Raw genomic sequence first — 25,046 nt, 5'->3', positions numbered from 1 at the left:
TTAGCGGTGGATGAAGTTCGCGGCCCGCTTCTCGATGAATGCGGCCATTCCTTCGGACTGGTCATCCGTCGCGAAAGCTGAATGGAATAGCCGGCGTTCGTAGAGAAGTCCTTCGGACAGCGTGGATTCGAAAGCGCGGTTGACGGCCTCCTTCGCCATGCGCGCCGCCGACCGCGACATCTGCGAGATGGTGGTGGCGACCGACTTGACCTCCTCCAGCAGGTCGTCGACGGGCACCACCCGCGAAACCAGGCCGCTCCGTTCGGCTTCGGCGGCGTCGATGGTCCGCCCGGTCAGGATGAGGTCCATGGCCTTGGCCTTGCCGATGGCGCGGGTCAGCCGCTGCGAACCCCCCATGCCCGGCAGCACACCGAGTTTGATCTCGGGCTGCCCGAACCTTGCCGTGTCGGCCGCGATGATCAGGTCGCACATCATCGCGAGCTCGCAACCACCGCCGAGCGCGTGTCCGGCCACCGCCGCGATCGTCGGGGTGCGCACCGCGGCCAGCCTGCCCCAGGGGGCAAAGAAGTCGGTGCCGAACGCGTCGGCGAACGTGAGGCTGGCCATCTCCTTGATGTCGGCCCCGGCGGCGAATGCCCTGGCCGAACCGGTGATGACGATCGCCCCGATGCCGGGGTCGTCATCCAATTCCGCTGCCGCGCTGGTCACTTCGTTCATCATCTGGGTGTTGAGCGCGTTGAGTGCATTGGGCCGGTTCATTGTGATGATCCCGACTCGATAATCGCGCTCGACGAGAATAGTTTCGTACTTGTCGGTCACCGGATTTCCTTTCTAGAAGCGCAAGTCGTCGTCGACCGGCGCGAAATACGCCTCGACGTCACCGGCGGTTATTTCGGCCAGCGTCGCCGGCGACCACTTGGGATTGCGGTCCTTGTCGATGATCTGGGCCCTGATCCCTTCGACCAGGTCGTGTGAGCGCGCCGACGCGCTCGACACCCGATAATCCTGAATCAGAACGTCTTCCAGTGTCTCCTGCTTCGCCGCGCGACGCACCGCCTCGAACGCAACCGATACGGCTATCGGGGAACGGGTGCCGATCAGGTCGGCCGCTTCCCGGGCCGGCTCGGCGTCGTGGCCGCGCAGGGCGGCCACGATGTCTTCGACAGAGTCGCCGGAGAAGCATTTGTCGATCCAATAACGTTGCGCCGCAAGGTTGCTGGGTGGCGGCTCGGTGGCATGGGCGCGCAGCGCGCTTTCGATACCGTCCTCGACGGTAGCTCGAGTGAACGCGCCAAGTTCGCCATGCGGCACGAAGTGGTCGGCGAATCCCATTGCGATGGCATCGGAACCGGAAAACGGGGCCCCGGTCAACGCGGCGTACAGGCCCAGCTTGCCCGGAGCCCGGGACAGCAGAAATGCCCCGCCCACGTCGGGGATGAAGCCGATGCCCACCTCCGGCATTGCCACCTTTGACGTTTCGGTGACGACCCGGACGCTGCCGTGCGCGCTGACGCCTACGCCGCCGCCCATCACGATGCCGTCCATCAGTGACACGTAGGGCTTGGTGAACCGGCCTATCTGGCCGTTGAGTAGGTATTCGTCGCGCCAAAACCTCCGTGTCTGCACCCCGTCCGCGCGGGCGCTGTGGTAGACCGCGACGACGTCACCGCCGGCGCATAGTCCGCGTTCGCCCGCGCCGGACAGCACCACCGCGTGCACCGCGTCATCGGTTTCCCAACGGGCGAGCACGGCGCTCAGCCGGTTGACCATCGAATGATTCAGCGAGTTGATGGCCTTGGGGCGGTTGAGGGTGACCAAGCCGACGCCGGCCTCGACGCGGGTCAGCACCTCGTCGGATTCCTCACTCACGCCGTGGCCTCCCATCGCCGGAATTCGTGACCAGGAATGCTGCCGGGGGAGGCACACCAAAAAAGTAGTTGGGCCTCGACGATGCAATCTAGATCGTTATCGGGCAAGCGCCGCTCGCGGGTAAGGTTTATGTTTGTCCGGACGACAACTCGCAGTTTGTTGAAGGCCTGAAATACCAGGAAAGCAGCCGTTCCGCTGGGAACCCGGGCGGGCCGCTGATCGTTGAGCAGGTGTTCGGTTCGAAGCACACAGTCATGTGAAGCCACAGTCTTAAGAGAGGATCCGACGGTGCGGGAGACAAGCAATCCGGTATTTCGTTCGCTGCCTAGGCAGCGGGGCGGATACGCGCAGTTCGGCGGTGGCGCGGCCCAGCAGGGGTATTACCAAGCCGACCCCTACATGGCTCCCTACCGGGAAGCCAAGGTTTCTCGTCCGCTGACCATCGACGATGTCGTCACCAAGACGGGCATCACGCTGGGGGTCCTGACGGCCTCGGCGATCGTCTCCTTCTTCCTGGTGTCGTCCAACGTCGCGTTGGCCATGCCGCTGCTGCTGATCGGCGCGCTCGGCGGCCTGGCGCTGGTCCTGGTGGCGACCTTCGGTCGCAAGCAGGACAGCCCGGCGATCGTGCTCAGCTACGCCGTCCTCGAGGGCCTGGCGCTGGGCGCCATCTCGTTCGTATTCGCGAACTTCCAGGTGCAACACGCAAACGCCGGCGCGTTGATCGGCGAGGCCATTTTGGGCACATTCGGTGTCTTCTTCGGCATGCTCGTCGTTTACAAGACGGGAGCCATCCGGGTCACGCCCAAGTTCACCCGCATGCTGGTTGCCGCGATGTTCGGCGTGCTGGCGCTCATGCTCGGCAACTTCGTGCTGGCGATGTTCCACGTCGGCGGCGGCACGGGCCTGGGCCTGCGCAGCGGCGGACCGATCGCGATCATCTTCTCGCTGGTGTGCATCGGCATCGCAGCGTTCAGCTTCCTCATCGACTTCGACGCGGCCGACCAGATGATTCGGGCGGGCGCCCCCGAGAAGGCGGCCTGGGGCATCGCGTTAGGCCTGACGGTGACCCTGGTCTGGCTGTACCTCGAGATCCTGCGTCTGCTCAGTTACTTCCAGAACGACTAGCCTCGCCGGGGATTCCGCGTTGAGTGTGCGCTGACGGCTGGGTCGAGCGGCGTGTCGCCTCCTTTAATGCACGCGCAACGCCCACGGTGCACACTCGACGTCGTGCGGACCCTAGCTGAGCCGCTCGATCACCATCGCCATGCCCTGGCCGCCGCCGACACACATGGTCTCCAGGCCGACTGACTTGTCGTGCGTCTGAAGGTTGTTCAGCAGCGTGGTGGCGATGCGCGCACCGGTCATGCCGAACGGGTGGCCCAGCGCGATCGCTCCCCCCGACACGTTGAGCTTGTCCTCATCGATGCCCAGCTCGCGGGCCGAGCCGAGCACCTGCACGGCGAAGGCCTCGTTGATCTCGACGAGGTCGACGTCGCTGATCGACATGCCGGCCCTTTCCAGCGCCCTCTTGCACGCCTCGATCGGGCCCAGCCCCATGATCTCCGGCGATAGGCCGCTGACGCCGGTCGACACGATGCGGGCCAGCGGCGTCAGACCGAGTTCGTGGGCCTTGGTGTCGCTGGTGATCACCAAGGCGGCGGCGCCGTCGTTGAGGGGGCAGGCATTGCCCGCCGTCACCGTGCCATTGGGCCGGAACACCGGTTTGAGCTCGGCTACCTTCTCGTAGGTGGTGCCCGGACGGGGTCCGTCGTCGCTGCTGACGGTGCTCCCGTCGGGCAGGGTCACCGGGGTGATCTCGCGCTCGAAGAACCCGTTCTTGATCGCCTCCTCGGCCCGGTTCTGGCTGCGCACTCCCCAGCGGTCCTGGTCTTCGCGGCTGATGCCCGTCAACAGGGCGACGTTCTCGGCGGTGTGACCCATCGCGATGTAAACGTCCGGCAGATTGCCGTCGCCGCGGGGATCGTGCCATTCGTCGGCACCCGAGGCGGCGGCCGCCGAACGCTCCTGGGCCTCGTCGAAAAGCGGGTTCTTGGTGTCCGGCCAGGAGTCGGAATTGCCCTTCCCGAAGCGCGAGACAGTCTCCACGCCTGCCGAGATGAACGCGTCGCCCTCACCCGCCTTGATGGCGTGAAAGGCCATTCGGGTGGTTTGCAGCGACGACGAGCAGTACCGGTTGACGGTCGTGCCCGGCAGGAAGTCGTACCCGAGCTGGACGGCGACCACCCGCGCCATGTTGAAGCCCTGTTCGCCTCCCGGCAGGCCGCAGCCCAGAATGAGGTCGTCGATGTGATGCGGGTTCAGGGCGGGGACCTTGTCGAGTGCCGCGCGCACCATCTGGACGGCCAGGTCGTCGGGCCGGATGCTTACCAGCGACCCCTTCATGGCGCGACCTATGGGCGAGCGAGCGGTTGAGACGATGACTGCTTCGGGCACGGGGATTCCCTCCGATCGGATGCGCTCGCGTGGTTGGCGGGTGGCACCTCCACCCCCGACGGGCTAGCACAAATCTAGTCGGCGCCGATCAACCGCTACGACGACGGGGCGGGCATCCCGGGTTGCGGTCGCCGCCACAGCCGCGAGACCAGCGACAGGCGCAGGTCGCCTTGAGCGAGCACCGGCGTCTGCGTGGTGGGTACCGGGGCGTCGGCCGCCGCGCAGTCGGCCTTGTTGCCCAGCGCATCACACAGCGCCTGCAGCAACGCCTCGGCGGCCAGGGCGTATGCGGTGGCCGAAGGGTGGAAGCCGTCGGCGGAGAACATCGCTTCGCGCGCGGCCCGGAATTTCGGTGCCAGCAGCTGGGCCATCGGGACCGGCACCCCGCCCGCGGCCCGTACGGCAGCGGCCTGCGCGCGAGCAAGTTGCGACGTTCGCGCATGAGCCAGCGAGCGAAGCGGCTGGGGGATGGCGGTGATCACGCCGAGATCGGGGCAGGTGCCGACGATCACGACGGCGCCGCGGGCACGTAGCCTGCGGACGGCCAGCGCCAGCCGCTGCGCGGACTGGCTGATGCCGTTGAGGGCGGTCACGTCGTTCGCACCGAGCATCATCACCGCCGCGTCCGGTGGCGAACCGGCCACGAACATCGCCTCGACTTGGCCGCAGACACCTTTCGACGTCGCGCCGACGATGGCCTTGGTGCTGAGCCGAACAACCAGGCCCGACCGCTCGGCCAGTCCCCGGGCGATCCGCACGCCCGGCACTTCTTCGGCGGTCATGCAGCCGTAACCGGTGGCCGTCGAATCGCCGAAGATCATCAGGTGCAGGTCCACCGGCATGCCGCGCCGCCACCGTTGCACCGGCCCGCCGCCCGGGGCGTACACGCCATCGGCCCGCGGTGGAATGTCCCAGGCCTTCGGTATGACGGTGCGCGCGTGCGACGCCTGGCCGACCAGCAGGTTGCGCGCGCCCAGATAGGCCGTTCCCGTCGAGGCGAGCGCGCCCGCGGTGGCCAGGGCGATCGTCGAACGACGTGGCACCCGGATGGTCACGAAGCCAGTTTAGTTCGGCGTCGGTGTTTGCGCGTACGGCTCATCAACAAAGTGATTACGTTGTGAATCAAATGTGGTATCAAATCGAACGTTTCAGACGTTCTACTGAACGATACCTGTCAAGCTAAGTTTCGCGGGTTGGCTGAACTCCCTGGGGAATGGGCTGAACCAGACACTTGGCTGGCTCGTCACATGCTGTATCGCACTACAACGGCGTAGGAAGTGTTGAGCATGACCGCACCGCGCAGGGTTTCCGGTTCCCCCCGGAACGCCATTCGCCTACACGACGTCCTCAGAGCACGCCGAGTCGCAGCACGCAGGTTCGCCATCAGCGACGGGGCGCCGGTCGAGGTCCTGGAATCGGGGCCCAGTGTCCCGGCGCGAGTTGCTAGCCTCGCTTCGCGCTTGGCCATTCGGCCCGTTCTGCAGGTCGGCAGCTACGCTCCCAACCTGCCGTGGCCGTGGGGTCTCATAGACCTCGCTTCGCGGCTCCTGCTTCCGGTTTCGGCCACGGTTCGCGAGACGGTGAACTTGCCCAATGCTTCGGCGCAATTTGTGCGCGCACCCGGGGTGCTGCCCGCGGATGGCACCCGCCGGGTCGTCGTATACCTGCACGGGGGAGCGTTTCTCACGTGTGGAGCAAACTCTCATGGCAGGCTGGTCGAGGCCCTGTCAAAGTTTGCTGACTCACCCGTTTTGGTGGTGAATTATCGGCTCTTGCCCAAGCACTCGATCGGGATGGCGCTCGACGACTGCTGGGACGGCTACCGCTGGCTACGCGCCCGCGGTTTCGCGCCGGACCAGATTGTGCTTGCCGGTGACTCCGCGGGGGGCTATCTGGCGCTGGCATTGGCGCAACGTCTGCAAGAGGAGGGCGAGGAGCCGGCGGCGCTGGTAGCCATCTCGCCGCTGCTGCAGCTAGCAAAGGAATACAAGCAGGCGCACCCGAACATCAAGACCGACGCCGTGTTTCCGGCGAGGGCATTCGATGCGCTCGTCGAACTGGTTGCTAGGGCAGCCGAAAAGAACATGATCGACGGCAAGCCGGAAGAGATTTGCGAGCCCCTGGAGCACATCAAACCCGGCCTGCCGCGGACGCTGATCCACGTCTCCGGATCCGAGGTGCTGCTGCACGACGCTCAGTTGGCGGCAACCCGGCTCGCGGCCGTCGGTGTGCCGGCCGAGGTGCGAGTCTGGCCGGGCCAGGTGCACGACTTCCAGGTGGCCGGGCCGCTGCTGCCCGAGGCGATCCGCTCCCTGCGCCAGATCGGCGAATACATCCGCGAAGCCACCGGGTAGCGCTCCCTGTTGCCGGCCGGGGCGTGGTGTGCGCGGTCCGAAAGCGCCTGAGACGATTAACCCATGCGGATCGCGCGGCACATCAGTGACCTCATCGGCGGCACGCCGCTTGTTCGGCTGAACTCTGTTGTCCCCGATGGCGCCGGCACGGTGGCGGCGAAGATCGAATACCTCAACCCCGGCGGGAGCGCCAAGGACCGAATAGCGGTGAGGATGATCGACGCCGCCGAGGCTACCGGGCAGCTGCGGCCCGGTGGCACCATCGTGGAACCCACCTCGGGTAATACGGGCGTCGGTCTTGCCCTGGTCGCCCAGCGCCGCGGTTACCAGTGTGTCTTCGTCTGTCCCGACAAGGTCAGCGAGGACAAGCGCAACGTGCTGATCGCCTACGGCGCGGAGGTCGTCGTCTGCCCGACGGCCGTGCCGCCGGAGCATCCCGACAGTTACTACAGCGTCTCGGACAGGCTGGTCAAAGAGATCGACGGGGCCTGGAAGCCCGACCAATACGCCAACCCGGAGGGTCCGGCCAGCCACTACGCGACCACCGGTCCGGAAATCTGGGCCGACACCGACGGCCAGGTGACCCATTTCGTCGCCGGCATCGGCACCGGGGGGACGATCACCGGTGCGGGGCGCTACCTCAAGGAGGTGTCCGATGGCAAAGTGCGCGTCATCGGCGCCGACCCCGAGGGTTCGGTGTATTCGGGGGGCAGCGGGCGGCCCTACCTCGTGGAAGGTGTCGGGGAGGACTTCTGGCCGGACGCGTACGACCGCACGGTGCCCGACCAGATCATCGCGGTTTCCGACTCCGACTCGTTCAACATGACCAGACGGCTGGCCCGCGAGGAAGCGATGCTCGTCGGTGGTTCGTGCGGGATGGCGGTGGTGGCCGCCGTGCAGGTCGCCGAGGAAGTCGGACCGGACGCGCTGATCGTGGTCTTACTGCCCGACGGCGGACGGGGCTACATGTCGAAGATCTTCAACGACGCCTGGATGTCGTCCTACGGATTCCTGCGTAGCCGTCTCGACGGATCGACCGAGCAGTCGACGGTCGGGGATGTTTTGCGGCGCAAGTCCGGTGCGCTGCCCGACCTGGTGCACACCCACCCGTCCGAGACGGTGCGCGACGCCATCGGCATTCTGCGGGAGTACGGAGTGTCCCAAATGCCCGTAGTCGGCGCCGAGCCACCGGTGATGGCCGGCGAGGTCGCCGGCAGTGTCTCGGAACGGGAACTCCTCTCGGCCGTCTTCGAGGGTCGGGCCAAATTGGCGGACGCCGTCTCGCAGCACATGAGCCCGCCGCTCCCGATGATCGGCACCGGCGAGTTAGTCAGCGCCGCCGGCAAGGCGCTGCGGGACTGGGACGCACTGATGGTGGTGGAGAAGGGCAAACCGGTCGGGGTCATCACCCGGTATGACTTGCTGGGGTTCCTGTCGGAGGGCCCTGCGGGCCCGAAAGGGCGACGCTAGCTGGGACTGCGGATCTGCGTGTGACGCAGGTCTCGCCCCGTCGCCGCCCATCAGGTACTGTGATGCGGCCGGGTTCAGCAAATGTTGAGTTGGAAGGATTCGCATGACCGATCAACCCACGCCCCCCCCGCCCGCCGGCGGTTCCTACCCGCCGCCTCCCCCGTCCTCTGGTGGGTCCGCCCCGCCACCACCCGGGCCGGCGATCCGCGCCCTGCCGACCGAGTCCTACACACCTTGGGCCACCAGGGTGCTGGCGTTCATCGTCGACAACATCCCCGTCGCCGTCCTGGTCGGCATCGGTTACCTGATCCAGATGCTCACCATGGAGAAGTCGTGCGTCACCAGCGCGTACCAATACGACAACAACCAGTACTGCGTCAGCCAGCCCAGCACCATAGGCACGATGGCCTACTGGGTGTTGTGGCTGGTCGCGTTGGCCTATGCAGTGTGGAACTACGGTTACCGCCAGGGCACGACCGGTTCCAGCATCGGCAAGTCGGTCATGAAGTTCAAGGTAGTGAGCGAGAAGACCGGGCAGCCAATCGGTTTCGGCCCGTCCGTCGTGCGCCAGCTTGCGCACTTCGTTGACTCGATCATCTGTTACATCGGGTACCTGTTCCCGCTGTGGGACGCCAAGCGGCAAACGTTGGCGGACAAGATCATGACGACGGTGTGCCTGCCGATCGAACAACGCTGAACGGATTCGGAAAGGACACCGCGCTTGGGTAGCGATCCGTCCCCACCGTGGGGCAGTTATCCACCGCCGCCGGGTAATTACCCGGCGGCGCGGTATGGGGGTTATCCCCCGCCGTCCTACGGGAGCTATCCGGCGCCGCCCGGTGCCCATGTCGCCGTCGGCGGCTATCCGGCACCTCCCGATGGCACCGGCTATCCACCTGGTGAATACCCGCCGCCAGCTCCCCGCGGTTTCGTCGCGCTTCCTGGTGTCGGAACAGTCGCCGTCGCCACGTTTGGACGGCGTTTCCTGGCGCGGTTGATCGACACGCTGATCGAAGGTGTCTTCTGCGCGATTGTCGTGGCTCTCGGTGTGGTACTGGCAAACGCGAGCGCGCACACCGTCATCGATCAGAACGGCCAACCCAGTTCTGAGGCTTCCACTTTGGGACTTGTCGGGTTCTTCTTGGCAGTTGCGATCGGGGCCTCAGGCCCCATGCTGTATGAGTGGCTCATGTTGGCGTACAGGGGCGCGACTTTGGGCAAGATGGCGCTGGGCATCAGGGTGGTCAATCAGTCAACGGGTCAAAACCTTGGCCATGGGCCGGCGTTTCTGCGGCAGCTGGTTCCCTCCGCCGCGGGTTTGTTCTGTTTTCTGCTGACGCTGCTGGTCTATTTCTCGCCGCTGTTCGACACCTCCGGTCGGTTGCAGGGCTGGCACGACAGGGTAGCCAACGACCTGGTGATCAAGGTCCGCTGAGCCCTTTAGGCTGATCGCCGATGAGCGAAGACCGTAACGCACCGCACGCGTACACCGGACTAGCCACAAAAGCCATTCACGCCGGCTACCGTCCTGACGCGGCGAGCGGGGCAGTGAACGTCCCGGTGTACGCCAGCAGCACGTTCGCCCAGGACGGTGTCGGTGGCCTGCGTGGTGGATTCGAATACGCGCGCACCGGCAACCCCACCCGGGCCGCGCTGGAGACCTCGCTGGCCGCAGTCGAAGAGGGCGCCTTCGCCCGGGCGTTCGGTTCGGGCATGGCCGCGACGGACTGTGCCCTGCGAGCGATGCTGCGGCCGGGCGACCACGTGGTCATCCCGAACGACGCCTACGGCGGCACCTTCCGGCTGATCGACAAGGTGTTCACCCAGTGGGACGTCAGCTACACCCCGGTGTCGCTCTCGGACCTGGATGCCTTGCGCGCCGCCATCACGCCGCGGACCCGCCTGATCTGGGTGGAAACGCCGACCAATCCGTTGCTGTCGATCGCCGACATCGCGGCAATTGCCGAGCTGGCGGCCGGGTACACCGCAGGCGGTAGACCGAAGGTGTTGGTGGACAACACGTTTGCCTCGCCCGCGCTTCAGCAGCCGCTGTTGCTGGGCGCCGACGTGGTGCTGCACTCGACCACGAAGTACATCGGCGGGCACTCCGATGTGGTGGGTGGTGCATTGGTTACCAACGATCAAGACCTCGACGACGCCTTCGCTTTCCTGCAGAACGGAGCCGGCGCGGTGCCGGGCCCGTTCGACGCCTACCTGACGATTCGCGGGCTGAAGACCTTGGTGCTCCGGATGCAGCGACACAGCGAAAATGCCACGGCCGTGGCGCAATTGCTGGCCACACATCCGTCGGTGAGCACGGTCCTGTACCCGGGCTTGCCAGGCCACCCGGGGCATGAGATCGCCGCCCGGCAGATGGCCGGTTTCGGCGGCATGGTGTCGGTGCGTATGCGCGGGGGCCGGGCGGCCGCCGAGAAGCTGTGTGCGCGCACCCGGGTTTTCGTCCTGGCCGAATCGCTGGGAGGCGTCGAGTCGCTGATCGAGCATCCCAGCGCCATGACGCATGCGTCTACGGCCGGTTCACAACTCGAAGTGCCCGACGACCTGGTGCGGCTGTCGGTCGGTATCGAGGACGTCGCCGACTTGCTGGCCGATCTCGAACAAGCCCTCGCCTGACGACCTCGAGCAGACGCAGAATCGCACGCGCGGGGCGCCCTGAGCGCGATTCTGCGTCTGCTCGCGAGGGGCTAGGAGTGGTAGGGCTCCGCACTGATCAGCGTCACCTTCACGGTGTTTCCGTTGGGGACCGTGTAGCTACGGGTCTCGCCCACCTTGGCATCGATCAACGCGCCACCCAGCGGCGAATTCGGCGAGTACACCTCGAGCTTGCCGTCGTTGACGCCCTCTTGACGGGTGGCGATCAGGAAGGTCTCCGTGTCCGATTTGTCGTCGTTGTAGTACACCTTCACCACCGAACCCGGCAGGGCGACGCCGGACTGCTTGGGCGCCTCGCCGACCTTGGCGTTGTTGAGCAGGTCCTGCAATTGACGGATTCGGGCCTCCTGCTGGCCCTGCTCTTCGCGCGCGGCGTGATAGCCGCCGTTTTCCCGCAGGTCTCCCTCCTCGCGGCGGTCGTTGATCTCCGCGGCGATGACCGGACGGTTCGCGATCAGCTGATCGAGCTCGGCCTTGAGCCGGTCATGTGACTCCTGGGTCAGCCAGGTCACCTGAGTATCCGTCATCTCGTCGTGCTCCTCGTATTGTCGTTTCCGCGTATTCGCGGTAAGCCTGTGAATGCCGCTGCCGGGAGGCTATTCGGGTCGACCCGCCTATCGTCCCGCTCACGGCCATTAATGCAGCAATACACGGCCCCAGCAGGAACCGTGCATTCACCCATGTTACCACCATGCAAACGATTGATGACTCCCATTGTTCGCAGTTCTTAGTCCCTCGCTTCGTCACGAGGCTCGCAGATAGCGCGGCACGTCGGTGCCGCAGCCGTAGATGTCGGCCGACCCCGGCGCCCGGGAGGATTTCACCGTGGTGGTGACCTGAACGGTGGCCTGATCGGACGGGGGCACCAGCACCTCTCGCCGGCCGGTCTCACTGCCGTCTTTGGCGCGAACCCGCACGATGCACTCCGCCGGCAGCGATGGGTGGGATCGCGTCACGCTGATCGTTACCGACGCCGTCTCGTCGTCGATCACCCGGTAACCGGCCAGCGACCCGGCGACGTCACTGGTGCCCAGACGTTGATAGCCGACTACCGCGACGGCGATGCCGGCGGCAACGACAAGCGCCGCCAGGCCCAGGGCCAAGCGGCGCCGTGAGCGGCGCGACAGCCGCGAGCGCCCGTAGCGGGCCTCGGGACGGCGGATGGGGGTTTCGCTCATAGCCGGAGTGCCAGTCGGGTGGTGGTCGGGTGAAGCCGGGTGAAGCTGGGTAAGCCTGGACGGGTGGGCTGCCGGCACTGCTGCGGCCCTCGCCGGCGATGCAACGATCGGAACTGGAATTATAGGGTCGCTGTTAGCCCTTCGGGGCGGTGAACCGAACCGGAAAACGTAGGGGGCATGTGAGCAAGCTGCGGCTGATGGCGGTGCACGCCCACCCCGACGACGAGTCCAGCAAGGGCGCGGCCACCCTCGCCCGCTACGCCGACGAGGGGCACCGGGTCCTCGTGGTGACGTTGACCGGCGGCGAGCGGGGCGAGATCCTCAACCCGGCGATGGACCTGCCCGACGTGCTGGAGCACATGGCCGAAATCCGCCGCGACGAAATGGCGAAGGCGGCGGAGATCCTCGGCGTCGAGCACACCTGGCTGGGTTTCGTCGACTCCGGCCTGCCCAAGGGCGACCCACCGCCCCCACTCCCAGAGGGCTGCTTCGCGCTGGTGCCACTGGAAGAGCCCGTCGAGGCGCTGGTGCGCGTCATTCGCGAGTTCCGGCCGCACGTCATAACGACGTACGACGAGAACGGGGGCTATCCCCACCCGGACCACATTCGCTGCCATCAGGTTTCGGTAGGCGCCTTCGAGGCCGCCGGCGACTACGCCCGCTTCCCTGACGCCGGCGAGCCGTGGACGGTCAGCAAGCTGTACTACAACCACGGCTTCCTGCGCGCGCGAATGCAGTTGCTGCACGACGAATTCGTCAAGCGCGGGCAGGAGGGCCCGTTCCAGAAGTGGCTCAAACACTGGGATCCCGAGCACGATCCGTTCGAGTCCCGGGTGACGACGCGCGTCGAGTGCTCGGCGTACTTCAGCCAGCGCGACGACGCCCTGCGGGCCCACGCAACGCAGATCGACCCGAACGCCGAATTCTTTGCCGCGCCCATCGAATGGCAGCAGCGACTTTGGCCCACCGAGGAATTCGAGCTGGCGCGCTCCCGAGTTCCGGTCAAATTGCCAGAGGACGATCTGTTCGCCGGAATCGAGAGCGACGAATGAACAGCCTTCTTGGCGCGGTGCTCGCCGACGCGCCGCACAACCAGGGACCCGACTTCGGCAAGGCCAGCCCGATCGGACTGTTGGTCATCGTCCTGCTGCTGATCGCCACGGTATTCCTGATCCGCTCGATGAACCGGCAACTCCGAAAAGTGCCCGACTCGTTCGACCCCAAACGTCCGGAGGCCGATCAGGCCGCCGACGAGGGCACCGACACCGTCGACGAACCGCCCGAGGACGGCAACGGTTCCGTGCGGCGACCCGGGCCCGGCGATGAGCCCGGCTGAATCGGCCGGAAGCAACACGCTCCGGCAGGCCACCAGCCCTTACCTGCGCCAGCATGCCGACAACCCGGTGCACTGGCAGGAATGGACGCCGCAGGCACTTGCCGACGCGGCCGCGCGCGACGTGCCGATCCTCCTGTCCGTCGGCTACGCCGCCTGCCACTGGTGCCATGTCATGGCCCACGAATCGTTCGAGGACGACGAGGTGGCCGAGGTGATGAACGCCGGTTTCGTGTGCATCAAGGTGGACCGCGAGGAACGACCGGACATCGACGCCATCTACATGAACGCCACCGTCGCGCTCACGGGGCACGGCGGATGGCCGATGACATGCTTCCTCACACCCGACGGTCGGCCCTTCTTCTGCGGCACGTACTACCCGAAAGCCGGCTTCCTTCAGCTTCTTTCGGCCGTCTCCGCCACCTGGCGAGATCGCCGCGGGGAGGTCGAGGAGGCGTCGGACCACATCGCCGGGGAGTTGCGTGCCGGGAGCCGGGCGCTCGCGCAGCTCCCGGGCGGCGGCCCGGACGTCGCGCCGGCACTGTGCGACCACGCCGTCGCGCTCGTGCTGGGTGATCAGGACACCGTGCGCGGCGGGTTCGGTGGCGCACCCAAGTTTCCGCCGTCGGCGATTCTCGAGGCGCTGCTGCGCAACTACGAGCGGACGGGGTCGCCGGCGGCGCTGGAGGCCGTCGCGCGCACCGGCGCCGCGATGGCCCGTGGCGGCATCTACGACCAGCTCGCTGGCGGCTTCGCCCGGTACAGCGTCGACAATGCCTGGGTGGTACCGCATTTCGAGAAGATGCTCTACGACAATGCGCTGCTGCTTCGCGTGTACGCGCACTGGGCGCGCCGCACGGAGAATCCCTTGGCCCGCCGGGTCGCCGCCCAGACCGCGCGATTCCTGCTCGACGAGCTGGCCGACGGAGCCATGTTCACGTCGTCGTTGGATGCGGACGCCGACGGCAGGGAGGGCTCGACTTACGTCTGGACGCCCACCCAGCTCACCGAGGTGCTCGGCGCCGACGACGGGCGTTGGGCCGCAAATGTTTTCGGCGTCACCGCGACCGGCACGTTCGAGCATGGCACCTCGGTGCTGCAGTTGGCGACCGATCCGGACGACCCGCAACGATTGGACCGGGTCCGGACGGCGTTGCTGGCCGCCCGGCGCACGCGTCCCCAGCCCGGGCGCGACGACAAGGTGGTGACGTCCTGGAACGGGCTGGCGATCACCGCACTGGCCGAGGCGAGTGTGGCCCTGGGGGATGCCGGGCTGGCGCATGCCGCGGGTCGCTGCGCGAAGGCGCTGCTGGACCTGCATGTCATCGACGGCCGGCTGCGGCGCGCCAGCCTGGGCGGCGTGGTCGGCGACAGCGTCGCCACCCTGGAGGACTACGCGATGCTGGCCACCGGCTTGCTCGCGCTCTACCAGCTGACCCCCGACGGGGCCTGGCTGACGGCGGCGGCCACGCTGCTGGACACGGCACTGCTGCACTTCGCCGACCCGCAGCGGCCCGGCGGCTGGTTCGACACGGCCGACGACGCCGAGCAGTTGCTTCTGCGGCCCGGCGACCCTCTGGACGGCGCGACCCCGTCGGGGGCGTCGTCGGTCACCGAGGCGCTGCTGACCGCTGCCCACCTGGTCGACGGAGACCGCGCCGAGCGATACCTGCGGGCGGCGGCCGACGCGCTCAGTGCTCATTCGGTGCTGCTGGAGCGCGCGCCGCGCTCGGCCGGGCATTGGTTGGCGGTCGCCGAATCCGCGGTCCGCGGACCGCTGCAGATCGCGGTCGCCGGTGACCCGTCACAGTCGGAGTTGCTGGCCGAGGCACGCCGGCTGGCGCCCGGCGGGGCGATCGTCGTGGGCGGACAGCGCGACTCCTCGACGCTGCTGGTGGGACGCGACCGAATCGCCGGCGCCGACGCCGCCTACGTCTGCCGCGGCCGAGTGTGCGACCTGCCGGTAACCCGGGCGACGGAACTTGCGGCCGCCCTGGATTTCGCCGGGCGGTAGCGCCTTTCGCGCCCTAGAAGACCACGAACCACATCGCGATGTAGTGGCAAATCGCTGCGACCGCGGTGCAGGCGTGGAAGAACTCGTGAAAGCCGAAGGTCGACGGCCACGGGTTTGGCCATTTCAATGCGTAGAGAATGCCGCCGACGCTGTACAGGACACCGCCGACGAACAACAGGACCATGGCGGTCACCCCGGCGTTGTGCAGGATCGTCCCGGTGTACCAGACCGCCACCCAACCCAGCAGCAGGTAGAGCGGAACCCCCAACCAGCGTGGGGCCGACGGCCAGCAGACCTTCAGCAGGACTCCGGCCAGCGCACCACCCCAAACGATGGACAACACCACCCGCTCGGCGTGGGGCGGCATGGCAAGTAGGGCGAACGGCGTGTAGCTGCCGGCGATGAACACGAAGATCATCGAATGATCCAGCCGCTTCATCCATTTGCGGGCGGTCTCGGACTTCCAGTTGACCCGGTGGTAGGTGGCGCTGACGGTGAACATCACCACAGTGGCCGCGGTGTAGGCGAACGTCGCGAGCCCGGCGCGGGCGGACGAGACGGCCCACGACACCGCGATCAGCGACGCACCGGCGGCTACGGCCGCGCCCGCGGAATACACGTGAATCCAGCCGCGGAAGCGTGGCTTGGTCAGTACGCGAGCGACGCCGTCGACGACATGCTGCGCCGCACTGGCCGCCGGCCCGTGCGACCCGGACTCGGCGTGAGTAACCGTGCTGGTGTGGCTGCTCATATCTCCTGATGCCGTTGTTGAAGGTCGGGGAATGCCGATGACCGGCGCCGATGACCGGCGTACCCAACATTAGTCGTGGGTGGTCCCAGACACGCCGCCAACGTGCGGTGACATGCCCCGAAATGCGGCCCGGCACATGTCGCAGCTCACAGTAGGGTGTTTTCCGTGGAGATTGTCCCGCCGCGGCTCAAGGAGCCGTTGTACCGCGTCTACGAGCTGCGGCTCAGGCAGGGTCTGGCCGCCTCGAAATCCCAACTGCCCCGCCACATCGCGGTGCTGTGCGACGGGAACCGGCGGTGGGCGCGCAACGCGGGTTACGAGGACGTCAGCTACGGCTACCGCATGGGTGCCGCCAAGATCGCCGAAATGCTGCGCTGGTGCCAGGAAGCCGGCATCGAGATGACGACCGTGTACCTGCTTTCCACCGAGAACCTGCAGCGCGATCCCGCGGAGTTGGCCGGGCTCATCGAAATCATCACCGACGTGGTCGAGGAGATCTGCGCGCCCGCCAATCGGTGGAGCGTGCGCACCGTCGGGGATCTCGGGCTGATCGGCGAGGAACCGGCCCGGCGCCTGCGCGACGCGGTGGAGTCCACGCCCGCCGTCGCGCCATTTCACGTCAACGTCGCCGTCGGCTACGGCGGCCGCCGGGAGATCGTCGACGCGGTCCGGGCGTTGTTGAGCAAGGAACTCGCGAACGGCGCCACGGCCGAGGAACTCGTCGACGCGGTGACCGTTGACGCCATCTCCGAAAACCTTTACACCTCCGGCCAACCCGACCCCGACCTGGTGATCCGCACCTCGGGTGAGCAGCGCTTGTCCGGATTTCTGCTGTGGCAGAGCGCCTACTCGGAGATGTGGTTTACCGAGGCGCACTGGCCCGCATTCCGGCGTGTTGACTTCCTGCGCGCGCTGCGTGACTACAGCCAACGGCACCGCAGGTACGGCAAATAGCACGAATCAGGCCCCATGCCAAACTGGATGCATGGCTGCGCTGTCGGCGGTGGTGTTCACGCTGAGCGGCTGGCTGGGGTTGTACCTGCTGGCCCGCGATCCGCGTAAGCCGGTGCTGGCGCTCGCGGCGATCGGGCTGTGCGGCTTCGCCCTGGTGGTGGCGCTGGACGCGGTGCGCACGGCCGGCGCGGCGCATACCCAGATGCTGAGCCACATAGAGGTCTATCTGGTTGCGGTGCCGAGCGTTGCCTGGTTCGCGGTGCTCGTCGAGCTCTCCCGGCCGTGCGACGGGTGGCGGGCGCGCACGGGTGAGTTGTTGCTGATCGCAGGGGTCGCTGCGGTCACGTTGTTCGGGGCGATGATGGCCGGCAGCGTCGAGGGACCGTTACGCCCCGGCCACTGGCTGATGTTCGGAGTGATCTCCGTTTCGACCCTGGGTGCAATGGTCACAGCAGCGCGGCGGCCGGCCCAGCCGGTGTCGGTCGTCGGGGTAGTTGTCGTCGCGACGCTGTTCTTCGCGCTGGCCAACGCCATCCTGATCATCCCGCTGGGCTTGGTGCCCAGCTGGCTGGCGCTGGCGTCGACGGGGTTCGATGTGGTGCTGCTGGGTGTGGCCGTGGCGCTGTGGGACGCGTTCGACGAGGGTCAGGCGCTGCGGTCGGACATGCTGCGCTCGTTCGCCGGCTCGATGGCGGTGGCCGTGCTCTTCGGTGGGCAGGCGCTGGTCGGCCTGGCCCTGACGCGGCACGAGGCCACCACCCAGACCGTCCTGACGGTGCTGCTGTTCACCACGCTGGCGATCGCGATCACGGTGCAGGTGCTGGCCGACCCGCTGGCCGGCGTGCTGGACCGGCTGGCGTTCTCCAAGTCGCCCGCGCTGCGCGCCGACCGCGCCGCCTTGCGGCACACCGGCGCGGCGTTGCCGCTGCGCTCGGCCGACCCCCTGGTCGACGTCGACGATGACACGTTCGCCCGGCTCACCCGCCGGGCTCTGGGCCACTACGCCGACCTGACCAAGCTGGTCGCCAGCCCGCTGACCGCGTTGCCGGTGATCGACGAGCGCCTGGCCGCGCGCGGCGCCCCCGATCACCCGGTGGAGCGGGCCAACGAGCTCAAGGCCGTCCTCGCCGACGGCATCGCCCGACTCAAGCCCCGCAACGCGGGCGATTTCGGAACCACCGAGGAGTGGCGCTACTACAACTCCCTGTACTTCCCCTACGTCGTCGGCGTGCGCGCGTATGCCCAGAACGCCACCGCCGCCGGCCTCGATCCGGTCGCACGGCAGGCGTGGCAGTGGCTGGTCACCGAGGTCCCGCAGCGCTCGCTGCACAACTGGCAAAACGCCGCGGCCCGGCTCATCGCCGCCGACTTGCGCGGGCGCGTCCCGGTTCCCAGCGATTGAGCCCCGCCGCAACGCGCCGAGCGGTCCCCGTTCGGATGCTGCGGACCCCGTTGTGGACCAGCGACCGTCCGTCCGCCCGGCCGAGTACGGTCAGCTCCTCAGCCGAGCCGGCTTTCGCATGACGCGTGTGGTCGAGACCGCATCACCCGTCAGCCTCGTCGAGGGGCGCGCGATCTGACGGCGCCGCGCGGCCCACGCTTTCGGCCAGCGGCCCCGCGTTGCGAGACACCTTCGGTCGCCGCCACAGCTGAGGGGAATACCCGGGCGAATTCGCTGGTCGTTGTTCCCGTGGCAGCAGTTGGCAGCGCCACGAGTCGATCTGGCAGTGCCCCGGCGGCACGCTCAAACCAGTTCGACCCCCTCCGCCATCGCTAGGAGTAATCACATGACCGCAGTTTCTGGTCTTCCCACCCGACCCCTCTACGACTCGACCGACTCGCTGCTGCGTTTCGCCATGCGTGCTGATGCCACATTGACGGGCTTGTGCGGTCTGGCGGTCGCCTTCTTCGCCGACCCGCTGTCGTCCATGACGGGCCTGACTTCCATCCAGGAGTACAGCCTCGGGGCCTTCTTCGCGCTCTACGGCCTGGTGGTGTTCAGCCTCGCGGCGCTGCCGAACCTGCGCCGGGCCGGGATCGGCGTCATCGCGGCCAACATCGTGTACACGCTGGCCGCGATCCTGGCCGCCGGGGCGGTGGCCATGACCGGGTTCGGGGTCGCCGCGACCCTGGCCACCGGCGTTTACACCGCGGCGTTCGGCGCGCTGCAGTACCTGGGCCTGCGCCGTCTCGCCGCGTAGGCGCTAGAGCTTGCGAAGCCGCAGCCGGTTGATCGAGTGGTCCGCGTCTTTCCGCAGCACCAGCGTCGCGCGCGGCCGGGTCGGCAGGATGTTCTCGACCAGGTTGGGCCGGTTGATCGACCGCCAGATCTCGCGGGCGGCGGCAACCGCCTCCGTGTCGTTGAGGCCCGAGTAGTGGTGGAAGTGCGATTCGGGGTCGGCGAAGGCCGTGCTGCGCAGCGACAAGAACCGCGACACGTACCACTGCTCGATGTCTTCGATTCTCGCGTCCACATATAGCGAGAAGTCGAACAGGTCTGACACCATCAGCGTCGCGCCCGTCTGCAGCACGTTGAGACCCTCCAAGATCAGGATGTCGGGGTGGCGAACCACCTGCTTGGCCCCGGGGATGACGTCGTATTTCAGGTGCGAGTAGACCGGCGCACACGCGTAGTCGGAACCGGATTTGACCGACGTGACGAAGCGCATCAGCGCCCGACGGTTGTAGCTCTCGGGGAAACCTTTGCGGTGCATCAGGTTTCGCCGATCGAGCTCGGCATTCGGGTACAGGAACCCGTCGGTGGTCACCAGGTCCACGCGAGGGTGATGGTCCCAGCGGGCCAGCAGCGCCTGCAGCACGCGGGCGGTCGTCGACTTGCCGACCGCCACGCTGCCGGCCACGCCGACGATGAACGGCACCGGCCGGTCCGGATTCTGTTGAGGTTCGCCGAGAAATTCCGCGGTGGCGGCGAACAGCCGCTGCCGGGCTGCGACCTGCAGGTGAATCAGCCGGGCAAGCGGCAGATAGACCTCTTCGACCTCGAGCAGGTCGATCTGCTCGCCCAGGCCGCGCAGGCCGACCAGCTCTTCTTCGGTGAGCGGCAGGGGTGTCGACATCCGAAGCGCACGCCATTGCTTTCGGTCGAACTCCACGTAGGGGCTCGGCTCGCTCAGCCGCGGCATAGTGCCAGTGTCGCAGGGGCGGACGCGCCCCCGACGGCTGGGCTGGCTAATGGTGCCGCTGGATAGACTGGCGCCCGTGACTGCTGCACCCGACGCCCGCACCGCCATCTCTGATACCGCCTCGATGATGTCGGCCCCGCTTGCGGAGGTCGATCCCGACATCGCCGAGTTGCTCGACAAGGAGCTGCACCGGCAGCGGGACACCCTGGAGATGATCGCGTCGGAGAACTTCGTGCCGCGCGCGGTGCTGCAGGCCCAGGGCAGCGTGCTGACCAACAAGTACGCCGAGGGGTTGCCAGGCCGGCGCTACTACGGCGGCTGCGAGCATGTCGACGTCGTGGAGAACATCGCTCGCGACCGGGCGAAGGCGTTGTTCGGCGCCGACTTCGCCAACGTCCAGCCACATTCGGGCGCCCAGGCCAACGCCGCGGTGCTGCACGCGCTGATGTCGCCGGGGGAGCGCCTGCTGGGGCTGGACCTCGCCAACGGCGGCCACCTGACGCACGGCATGAAGCTCAATTTCTCCGGCAAGCTGTATGACGTCGGGTTTTACGGCGTCGACCCGACGACCCACGTGGTCGACATGGATGCGGTACGGGCCAAGGCTCTCGAATTCCGGCCCCGGGTGATCATCGCCGGCTGGTCGGCCTACCCGCGGATTCTCGACTTCGCGGCGTTCCGGTCGATCGCCGACGAGGTCGACGCCAAGCTGTGGGTGGACATGGCGCACTTCGCCGGCCTGGTCGCCGCCGGCCTGCATCCCTCGCCCGTGCCGCACGCGGACGTGGTGTCCACGACGGTGCACAAGACGCTGGGCGGCGCCCGCTCCGGCATGATCCTGGGCAAGCAGGAATACGCCAAGGCCATCAATTCGGCGGTGTTCCCCGGCCAGCAGGGCGGCCCCCTGATGCACGTCATCGCGGGCAAGGCGGTCGCCCTCAAGATCGCCACCACGCCCGAATTCGCCGACCGGCAGCAGCGCACGCTTTCGGGGGCGCGCATCGTCGCCGACCGGCTCTTGGCGGCCGACGTCTCCAAGGCCGGGGTTTCGGTGGTCAGCGGCGGAACGGACGTGCACCTCGTGCTTGTCGACCTGCGCGACTCGCCGCTGGACGGCAAGGCCGCCGAGGACCTGCTGCACGACATCGGCATCACCGTCAACCGCAACGCCGTGCCCAAGGACCCGCGACCGCCGATGGTCACATCGGGCCTGCGCGTGGGCACCCCGGCGCTGGCCACGCGCGGTTTCGGGGACGCCGAATTCACCGAGGTCGCCGATATCATCGCCACCGCCCTGGCGGCCGGCACGTCGGCCGACGTTGCCGCCCTGAGGCAGCGAGTAACGCGGCTGGCCAGGGACTTCCCCCTCTACGACGGAATTGAAGACTGGACGCTGGTCGACCGCTAGGCCGCCCACTCCACTCGGGGCTCCGAAGGACCAAAGTCACCATTTGGTCGCGACACGAGCGCACAATTTCACCGAACCTGTGTCTGGAAGTTACAGTTACCGCATGGCACAGAAACCCATTCCGAACGCGCTGACCCTCGAATTGGAGCCGGTCGTCGAGCGACTGATGGACCACCACCTCAGCACCGAGGATCTCTGGTTCGCGCACGATTACGTGCCGTTCGACCAGGGCGAGAACTTCGCCTTCCTCGGCGGCCGCGACTGGGAGTCCTCCGACGCGACGCTGCCCAGGACCATCACCGACGCCTGTGAGATCCTCTTGCTGCTCAAGGACAACATGGCCGGCCACCATCGCGAACTCGTCGAGCACTTCATCCTCGAGGAGTGGTGGGGCCGCTGGCTGGGCCGGTGGACTGCCGAGGAGCACCTGCACGCCATCGCGCTGCGCGAATACCTGGTGGTGACCCGGGAGGTCGACCCGGTCGCCAATGAAGAGGCGCGCGTCCAGTACGTCATGAAGGGCTACCGCGCCGATACGTACACGCAGGTCGAGACCCTGGTCTACATGGCGTTCAGCGAACGCGCCCACGCCGTGCTCTGCCGCAACCTGGCCGCCGAGATCGAAGAGCCCATCCTCGCCGGACTCGTCGACCGCATCGCCCGCGACGAGGCGCGCCACGAGCACATCTTCGCCAGCCTCGTGGCGCATTGCCTGGAGTACACCCGCGACGAGACGATCGCCGCGATCGCGGCGCGCGCGGCGGATCTTCAGGTTCCGGGTGCCGACATCGACGCCTACGCCGACAAGGTGCGCAGAGTCGCCGACGCCGGCATTTTCGGCCCGGCCGACCTGCAGCGGGCGATCTCCGACCGCATCACTGAATGGAGTGTGGCCGACGAGCCCTCGCTGAGGGAATTCGTCATCCGTTAAGCCGGACGTTAAGCCGGACTCTAAACCGGACTTGTGGTGCCGTGTGACTCTCGGCGCGCCTGCACGGCGGCCGACCGGCGACGAGAGTAGCGTCGTTCTCGATGGCCAGCGACATGCTCTGCTGCCAGGGCGGCACCTTCCGTCACCGCTCAGGTGTTTCTAGGCAGGACCGGCCCCGGTCCTGGTGCTGCGGCTCCCGCCGACATGCCCGCGCGGGTCCGCCCGGGCTTACCCGCTCGAGGAGCGCTTCGTGACCGAAACCCGGACCTACGTGATCGACACCTCCGTGCTGCTGTCCGACCCCTGGGCGTGCAGCCGGTTCGCCGAGCACGAGGTGGTTGTCCCGCTGGTGGTGATCAGTGAACTCGAGGCCAAGCGCCACCACCACGAGCTGGGGTGGTTCGCCCGTCAGGCGTTGCGTCTCTTCGATGATCTCCGGCTTGAGCACGGACGGTTGGATCAGCCCATTCCCGTTGGCGCACAAGGCGGTACGCTTCACGTCGAACTGAACCACACCGATCCGGCGGTGTTACCGGCGGGCTTTCGCACCGACAGCAACGACTCCCGAATCTTGAGTTGCGCTGCCAACCTGGCCGCAGAGGGCAAGCGAGTCACATTGGTCAGCAAGGATATTCCGCTCCGGGTGAAGGCCGCCGCGGTAGGCCTGTCCGCCGACGAGTACCACGCACAGGACGTCGTGGCCTCCGGATGGTCGGGCATGTTCGAGATCGAGACCGCCGCCGAGGACATCGACGCGCTGTTCGCGGACGGCGAGATCGATCTGGTCGAGGCACGAGATCTTCCCTGCCACACCGGCATTCGCCTGCTAGGCGGCAGTTCGCATGCGCTGGGCCGGGTCACCCCGGCCAAACGCGTGCAGCTGGTCCGGGGCGACCGCGAGGTGTTCGGGCTGCGCGGACGGTCCGCGGAGCAGCGGGTGGCGCTCGACCTGCTCCTGGACGAGTCGGTGGGCATCTTGTCGCTGGGCGGCAAGGCCGGCACCGGCAAGTCGGCACTGGCGCTGTGCGCGGGTCTCGAGGCGGTGCTCGAACGCCGGACTCACCGCAAGGTGGTGGTCTTTCGTCCGCTGTATGCCGTGGGCGGCCAGGAGCTGGGCTATCTGCCCGGCAGCGAGAGCGAGAAGATGGGCCCCTGGGCCCAGGCGGTCTTCGACACCCTCGAGGGGCTGGCCAGCCCCGCCGTGCTGGAGGAGGTCCTGTCCCGGGGCATGCTCGAGGTGCTGCCGCTGACGCATATCCGCGGCCGCTCGCTGCACGACTCGTTCGTCATCGTTGATGAGGCGCAGTCGCTGGAGCGCAATGTTTTGCTGACGGTGCTGTCCAGGTTGGGCGCCGGGTCGCGGGTGGTCCTGACCCACGACATCGCCCAGCGCGATAACCTGCGGGTCGGCCGCCATGATGGCGTTGCGGCGGTGATCGAGAAGCTCAAGGGTCATCCGCTGTTCGCCCACATCACGCTGCTGCGCAGCGAGCGGTCGCCGATCGCCGCGCTGGTCACCGAGATGCTCGAGGAAATCGCCGGGCCGCACTGAGCCCTTCCGTCGCGAAACCGCATTCCACTACAGCTCCACTCGCGAAACGCGTCGCTGGCTGCAGTCTCGCGGCGGGTAAACTTCCCAGGTGCGGAAACGACCCGACAGCCAAGCCTGGCGCTACTGGCGGACGGTGCTCGGTGTCATCGCGGCCGCCGTGGTGCTGCTGGTCGGCGGGCTCACCGGACATGTGACCCGCGCCGACAACCTCAGCTGCTCGGTCGTCAAGTGCATCGCGCTGACGTTCGACGACGGCCCCGGCCCCTACACCGACCGGTTGCTGCAAATCCTCAAGGACGCCGACGCGAAGGCCACGTTCTTCCTGATCGGCAACAAGGTCGCTGCCAACCCGGCCGGGGCTAAGCGCATCGCCGACGCCGGCATGGAATTCGGCAACCACACGTGGGAGCACCCCAACATGACGACGATTCCCCCCGAGGACGTCGCCGGCCAGCTCTCGAAGGCCAACGATGCGATCACCGCCGCGACCGGCCGTACGCCGTCGCTGTGGCGTCCCGCGGGCGGACTGTCCAACGAAGGCGTGCGCCAGACCGCCGGGCGTTTCGGACTGGCTGAAATCCTCTGGGATGTAGTCCCTTTCGACTGGATCAACGACTCCAACACGGCCGCGACGCGGTACATGCTGATGACTTACCTCAAGCCCGGCTCGGTGGTGCTGTTTCACGACACCTACTCGAGCACCGTCGATCTGGTGTACCAGTTCATTCCGGTGCTCAAGGCCAATGGCTACCGCTTGGTGACGGTCACGGAGCTGCTGGGGCCCCGCGCGCCCGGCAGCAGTTACGGGGGCCGGGAAAACGGGCCGCCCGCCAACCAACTGCACGACATCCCGGCCGGCGAGATTCCGACGCTACCCAACACGTCCTCACCCAAGCCGATGCCCAACTTCCCGATCACCGACATCCCCGGCCAGAACTCGGGCGGACCGAACAACGGTGCCTAGAACCACTCCGGGTGCGCCCACGGCGACGGTGCAA

General features: G+C 67.2%; 23 protein-coding genes and 1 pseudogene. 16 read left to right on the top strand and 8 right to left on the bottom strand.

Annotated elements, in window-relative coordinates:
- The gene (locus JO059_RS19750) at positions 1-780 is read right to left on the bottom strand and encodes an enoyl-CoA hydratase (RefSeq protein WP_293321795.1); all 780 of its coding nucleotides are present in this window, start codon (positions 778-780) and stop codon (positions 1-3) included.
- Positions 781-792: 12 nt separating this feature from the next.
- Positions 793-1,830 carry an enoyl-CoA hydratase/isomerase family protein gene (locus JO059_RS19745; RefSeq protein WP_293321793.1) on the bottom strand — a complete coding sequence of 346 codons (1,038 nt, stop codon included), beginning with the start codon at positions 1,828-1,830 and terminating at the stop codon, positions 793-795.
- Positions 1,831-2,118: 288 nt separating this feature from the next.
- Here JO059_RS19745 and JO059_RS19740 point away from each other — a divergent pair, with 288 nt between their 5' ends.
- A complete protein-coding gene (locus JO059_RS19740) occupies positions 2,119-2,958 on the top strand; it encodes a Bax inhibitor-1/YccA family protein (RefSeq protein ID WP_293321791.1) in 840 nt (279 codons plus the stop codon).
- A 111-nt stretch (positions 2,959-3,069) separates the two neighbouring features.
- Here JO059_RS19740 and JO059_RS19735 read toward each other — a convergent pair whose 3' ends face one another.
- Positions 3,070-4,287: an acetyl-CoA C-acetyltransferase gene (locus JO059_RS19735; protein ID WP_293321789.1), complete on the bottom strand. Its 1,218-nt coding sequence runs from the start codon at positions 4,285-4,287 to the stop codon at positions 3,070-3,072.
- Between the two features lie 95 nt (positions 4,288-4,382).
- Positions 4,383-5,330: an SGNH/GDSL hydrolase family protein gene (locus JO059_RS19730; RefSeq protein WP_293321819.1), complete on the bottom strand. Its 948-nt coding sequence runs from the start codon at positions 5,328-5,330 to the stop codon at positions 4,383-4,385.
- Between the two features lie 243 nt (positions 5,331-5,573).
- Between JO059_RS19730 and JO059_RS19725 the strand changes: the two genes are divergently transcribed.
- From JO059_RS19725 to JO059_RS19705, 5 genes and pseudogenes are all read left to right on the top strand, one after another.
- A complete protein-coding gene (locus JO059_RS19725; protein WP_293321787.1) occupies positions 5,574-6,641 on the top strand; it encodes an alpha/beta hydrolase in 1,068 nt (355 codons plus the stop codon).
- 63 nt (positions 6,642-6,704) lie between these two features.
- Positions 6,705-8,111, top strand: coding sequence for a cystathionine beta-synthase (locus JO059_RS19720; protein WP_293321785.1), 1,407 nt, complete (start codon positions 6,705-6,707; stop codon positions 8,109-8,111).
- A gap of 121 nt (positions 8,112-8,232) precedes the next feature.
- Positions 8,233-8,808 (top strand): annotated as a pseudogene (locus JO059_RS19715) (RDD family protein); the annotation flags it as partial.
- 24 nt (positions 8,809-8,832) lie between these two features.
- Positions 8,833-9,546 (top strand): RDD family protein, encoded by a 714-nt coding sequence (locus tag JO059_RS19710; protein WP_293321783.1) that lies wholly within the window; start codon positions 8,833-8,835, stop codon positions 9,544-9,546.
- A 20-nt stretch (positions 9,547-9,566) separates the two neighbouring features.
- Positions 9,567-10,745 (top strand): cystathionine gamma-synthase, encoded by a 1,179-nt coding sequence (locus JO059_RS19705; RefSeq protein ID WP_293321781.1) that lies wholly within the window; start codon positions 9,567-9,569, stop codon positions 10,743-10,745.
- Between the two features lie 71 nt (positions 10,746-10,816).
- Here the strand turns inward: JO059_RS19705 and greA are convergent, their stop codons facing one another.
- Together greA and JO059_RS19695 are read right to left on the bottom strand one after the other, a co-directional pair.
- Positions 10,817-11,311: a transcription elongation factor GreA gene (greA, locus tag JO059_RS19700; RefSeq protein ID WP_293321779.1), complete on the bottom strand. Its 495-nt coding sequence runs from the start codon at positions 11,309-11,311 to the stop codon at positions 10,817-10,819.
- Between the two features lie 216 nt (positions 11,312-11,527).
- Positions 11,528-11,962: a DUF4307 domain-containing protein gene (locus JO059_RS19695; protein WP_293321777.1), complete on the bottom strand. Its 435-nt coding sequence runs from the start codon at positions 11,960-11,962 to the stop codon at positions 11,528-11,530.
- A gap of 179 nt (positions 11,963-12,141) precedes the next feature.
- Between JO059_RS19695 and mca the strand changes: the two genes are divergently transcribed.
- The 3 genes from mca to JO059_RS19680 are packed head-to-tail and all read left to right on the top strand — an operon-like array spanning position 12,142 to position 15,309.
- The gene (mca, locus tag JO059_RS19690; protein ID WP_293321775.1) at positions 12,142-13,014 is read left to right on the top strand and encodes a mycothiol conjugate amidase Mca; all 873 of its coding nucleotides are present in this window, start codon (positions 12,142-12,144) and stop codon (positions 13,012-13,014) included.
- The gene (locus tag JO059_RS19685) at positions 13,011-13,298 is read left to right on the top strand and encodes a hypothetical protein (protein WP_293321773.1); all 288 of its coding nucleotides are present in this window, start codon (positions 13,011-13,013) and stop codon (positions 13,296-13,298) included. Before mca ends, JO059_RS19685 begins: the two co-directional genes overlap by 4 nt.
- Entirely contained in the window at positions 13,285-15,309 is a 2,025-nt protein-coding gene (locus tag JO059_RS19680) for a thioredoxin domain-containing protein (RefSeq protein ID WP_293321771.1), read from the top strand. Before JO059_RS19685 ends, JO059_RS19680 begins: the two co-directional genes overlap by 14 nt.
- A 13-nt stretch (positions 15,310-15,322) precedes the next feature.
- On the opposite strand, the gene JO059_RS19675 is transcribed toward JO059_RS19680, so the two are convergent.
- The gene (locus JO059_RS19675) at positions 15,323-16,060 is read right to left on the bottom strand and encodes a hemolysin III family protein (RefSeq protein WP_293321769.1); all 738 of its coding nucleotides are present in this window, start codon (positions 16,058-16,060) and stop codon (positions 15,323-15,325) included.
- A 165-nt stretch (positions 16,061-16,225) separates the two neighbouring features.
- On the opposite strand from JO059_RS19675, the gene JO059_RS19670 reads away from it, so the two are divergent.
- From JO059_RS19670 to JO059_RS19660, 3 genes are all read left to right on the top strand, one after another.
- Positions 16,226-17,014, top strand: coding sequence for a (2Z,6E)-farnesyl diphosphate synthase (locus tag JO059_RS19670; RefSeq protein WP_293321767.1), 789 nt, complete (start codon positions 16,226-16,228; stop codon positions 17,012-17,014).
- Positions 17,015-17,045: 31 nt separating this feature from the next.
- Positions 17,046-18,416, top strand: a complete 1,371-nt coding sequence (locus JO059_RS19665) for a hypothetical protein (protein WP_293321765.1) — start codon at positions 17,046-17,048, stop codon at positions 18,414-18,416.
- 385 nt (positions 18,417-18,801) lie between these two features.
- A complete protein-coding gene (locus tag JO059_RS19660) occupies positions 18,802-19,215 on the top strand; it encodes a hypothetical protein (protein ID WP_293321763.1) in 414 nt (137 codons plus the stop codon).
- Positions 19,216-19,218: 3 nt separating this feature from the next.
- On the opposite strand, the gene coaA is transcribed toward JO059_RS19660, so the two are convergent.
- The gene (coaA, locus tag JO059_RS19655) at positions 19,219-20,157 is read right to left on the bottom strand and encodes a type I pantothenate kinase (protein ID WP_293321761.1); all 939 of its coding nucleotides are present in this window, start codon (positions 20,155-20,157) and stop codon (positions 19,219-19,221) included.
- 127 nt (positions 20,158-20,284) lie between these two features.
- Here coaA and glyA point away from each other — a divergent pair, with 127 nt between their 5' ends.
- From glyA to JO059_RS19635, 4 genes are all read left to right on the top strand, one after another.
- Entirely contained in the window at positions 20,285-21,565 is a 1,281-nt protein-coding gene (glyA, locus tag JO059_RS19650) for a serine hydroxymethyltransferase (protein ID WP_293321817.1), read from the top strand.
- A 103-nt stretch (positions 21,566-21,668) separates the two neighbouring features.
- Positions 21,669-22,496 carry an acyl-ACP desaturase gene (locus JO059_RS19645; RefSeq protein ID WP_293321759.1) on the top strand — a complete coding sequence of 276 codons (828 nt, stop codon included), beginning with the start codon at positions 21,669-21,671 and terminating at the stop codon, positions 22,494-22,496.
- A 250-nt stretch (positions 22,497-22,746) separates the two neighbouring features.
- Positions 22,747-24,048, top strand: a complete 1,302-nt coding sequence (locus JO059_RS19640; RefSeq protein WP_293321757.1) for a PhoH family protein — start codon at positions 22,747-22,749, stop codon at positions 24,046-24,048.
- Positions 24,049-24,136: 88 nt separating this feature from the next.
- A complete protein-coding gene (locus JO059_RS19635; protein ID WP_293321755.1) occupies positions 24,137-25,012 on the top strand; it encodes a polysaccharide deacetylase family protein in 876 nt (291 codons plus the stop codon).
- Positions 25,013-25,046 lie beyond the last annotated feature (34 nt).

This window comes from Mycobacterium sp., from assembly GCF_019247615.1.
In the GTDB taxonomy this organism is placed as follows: Bacteria; Actinomycetota; Actinomycetes; order Mycobacteriales; family Mycobacteriaceae; genus Mycobacterium.
This window is presented reverse-complemented; position numbering and strand designations above follow the sequence as displayed.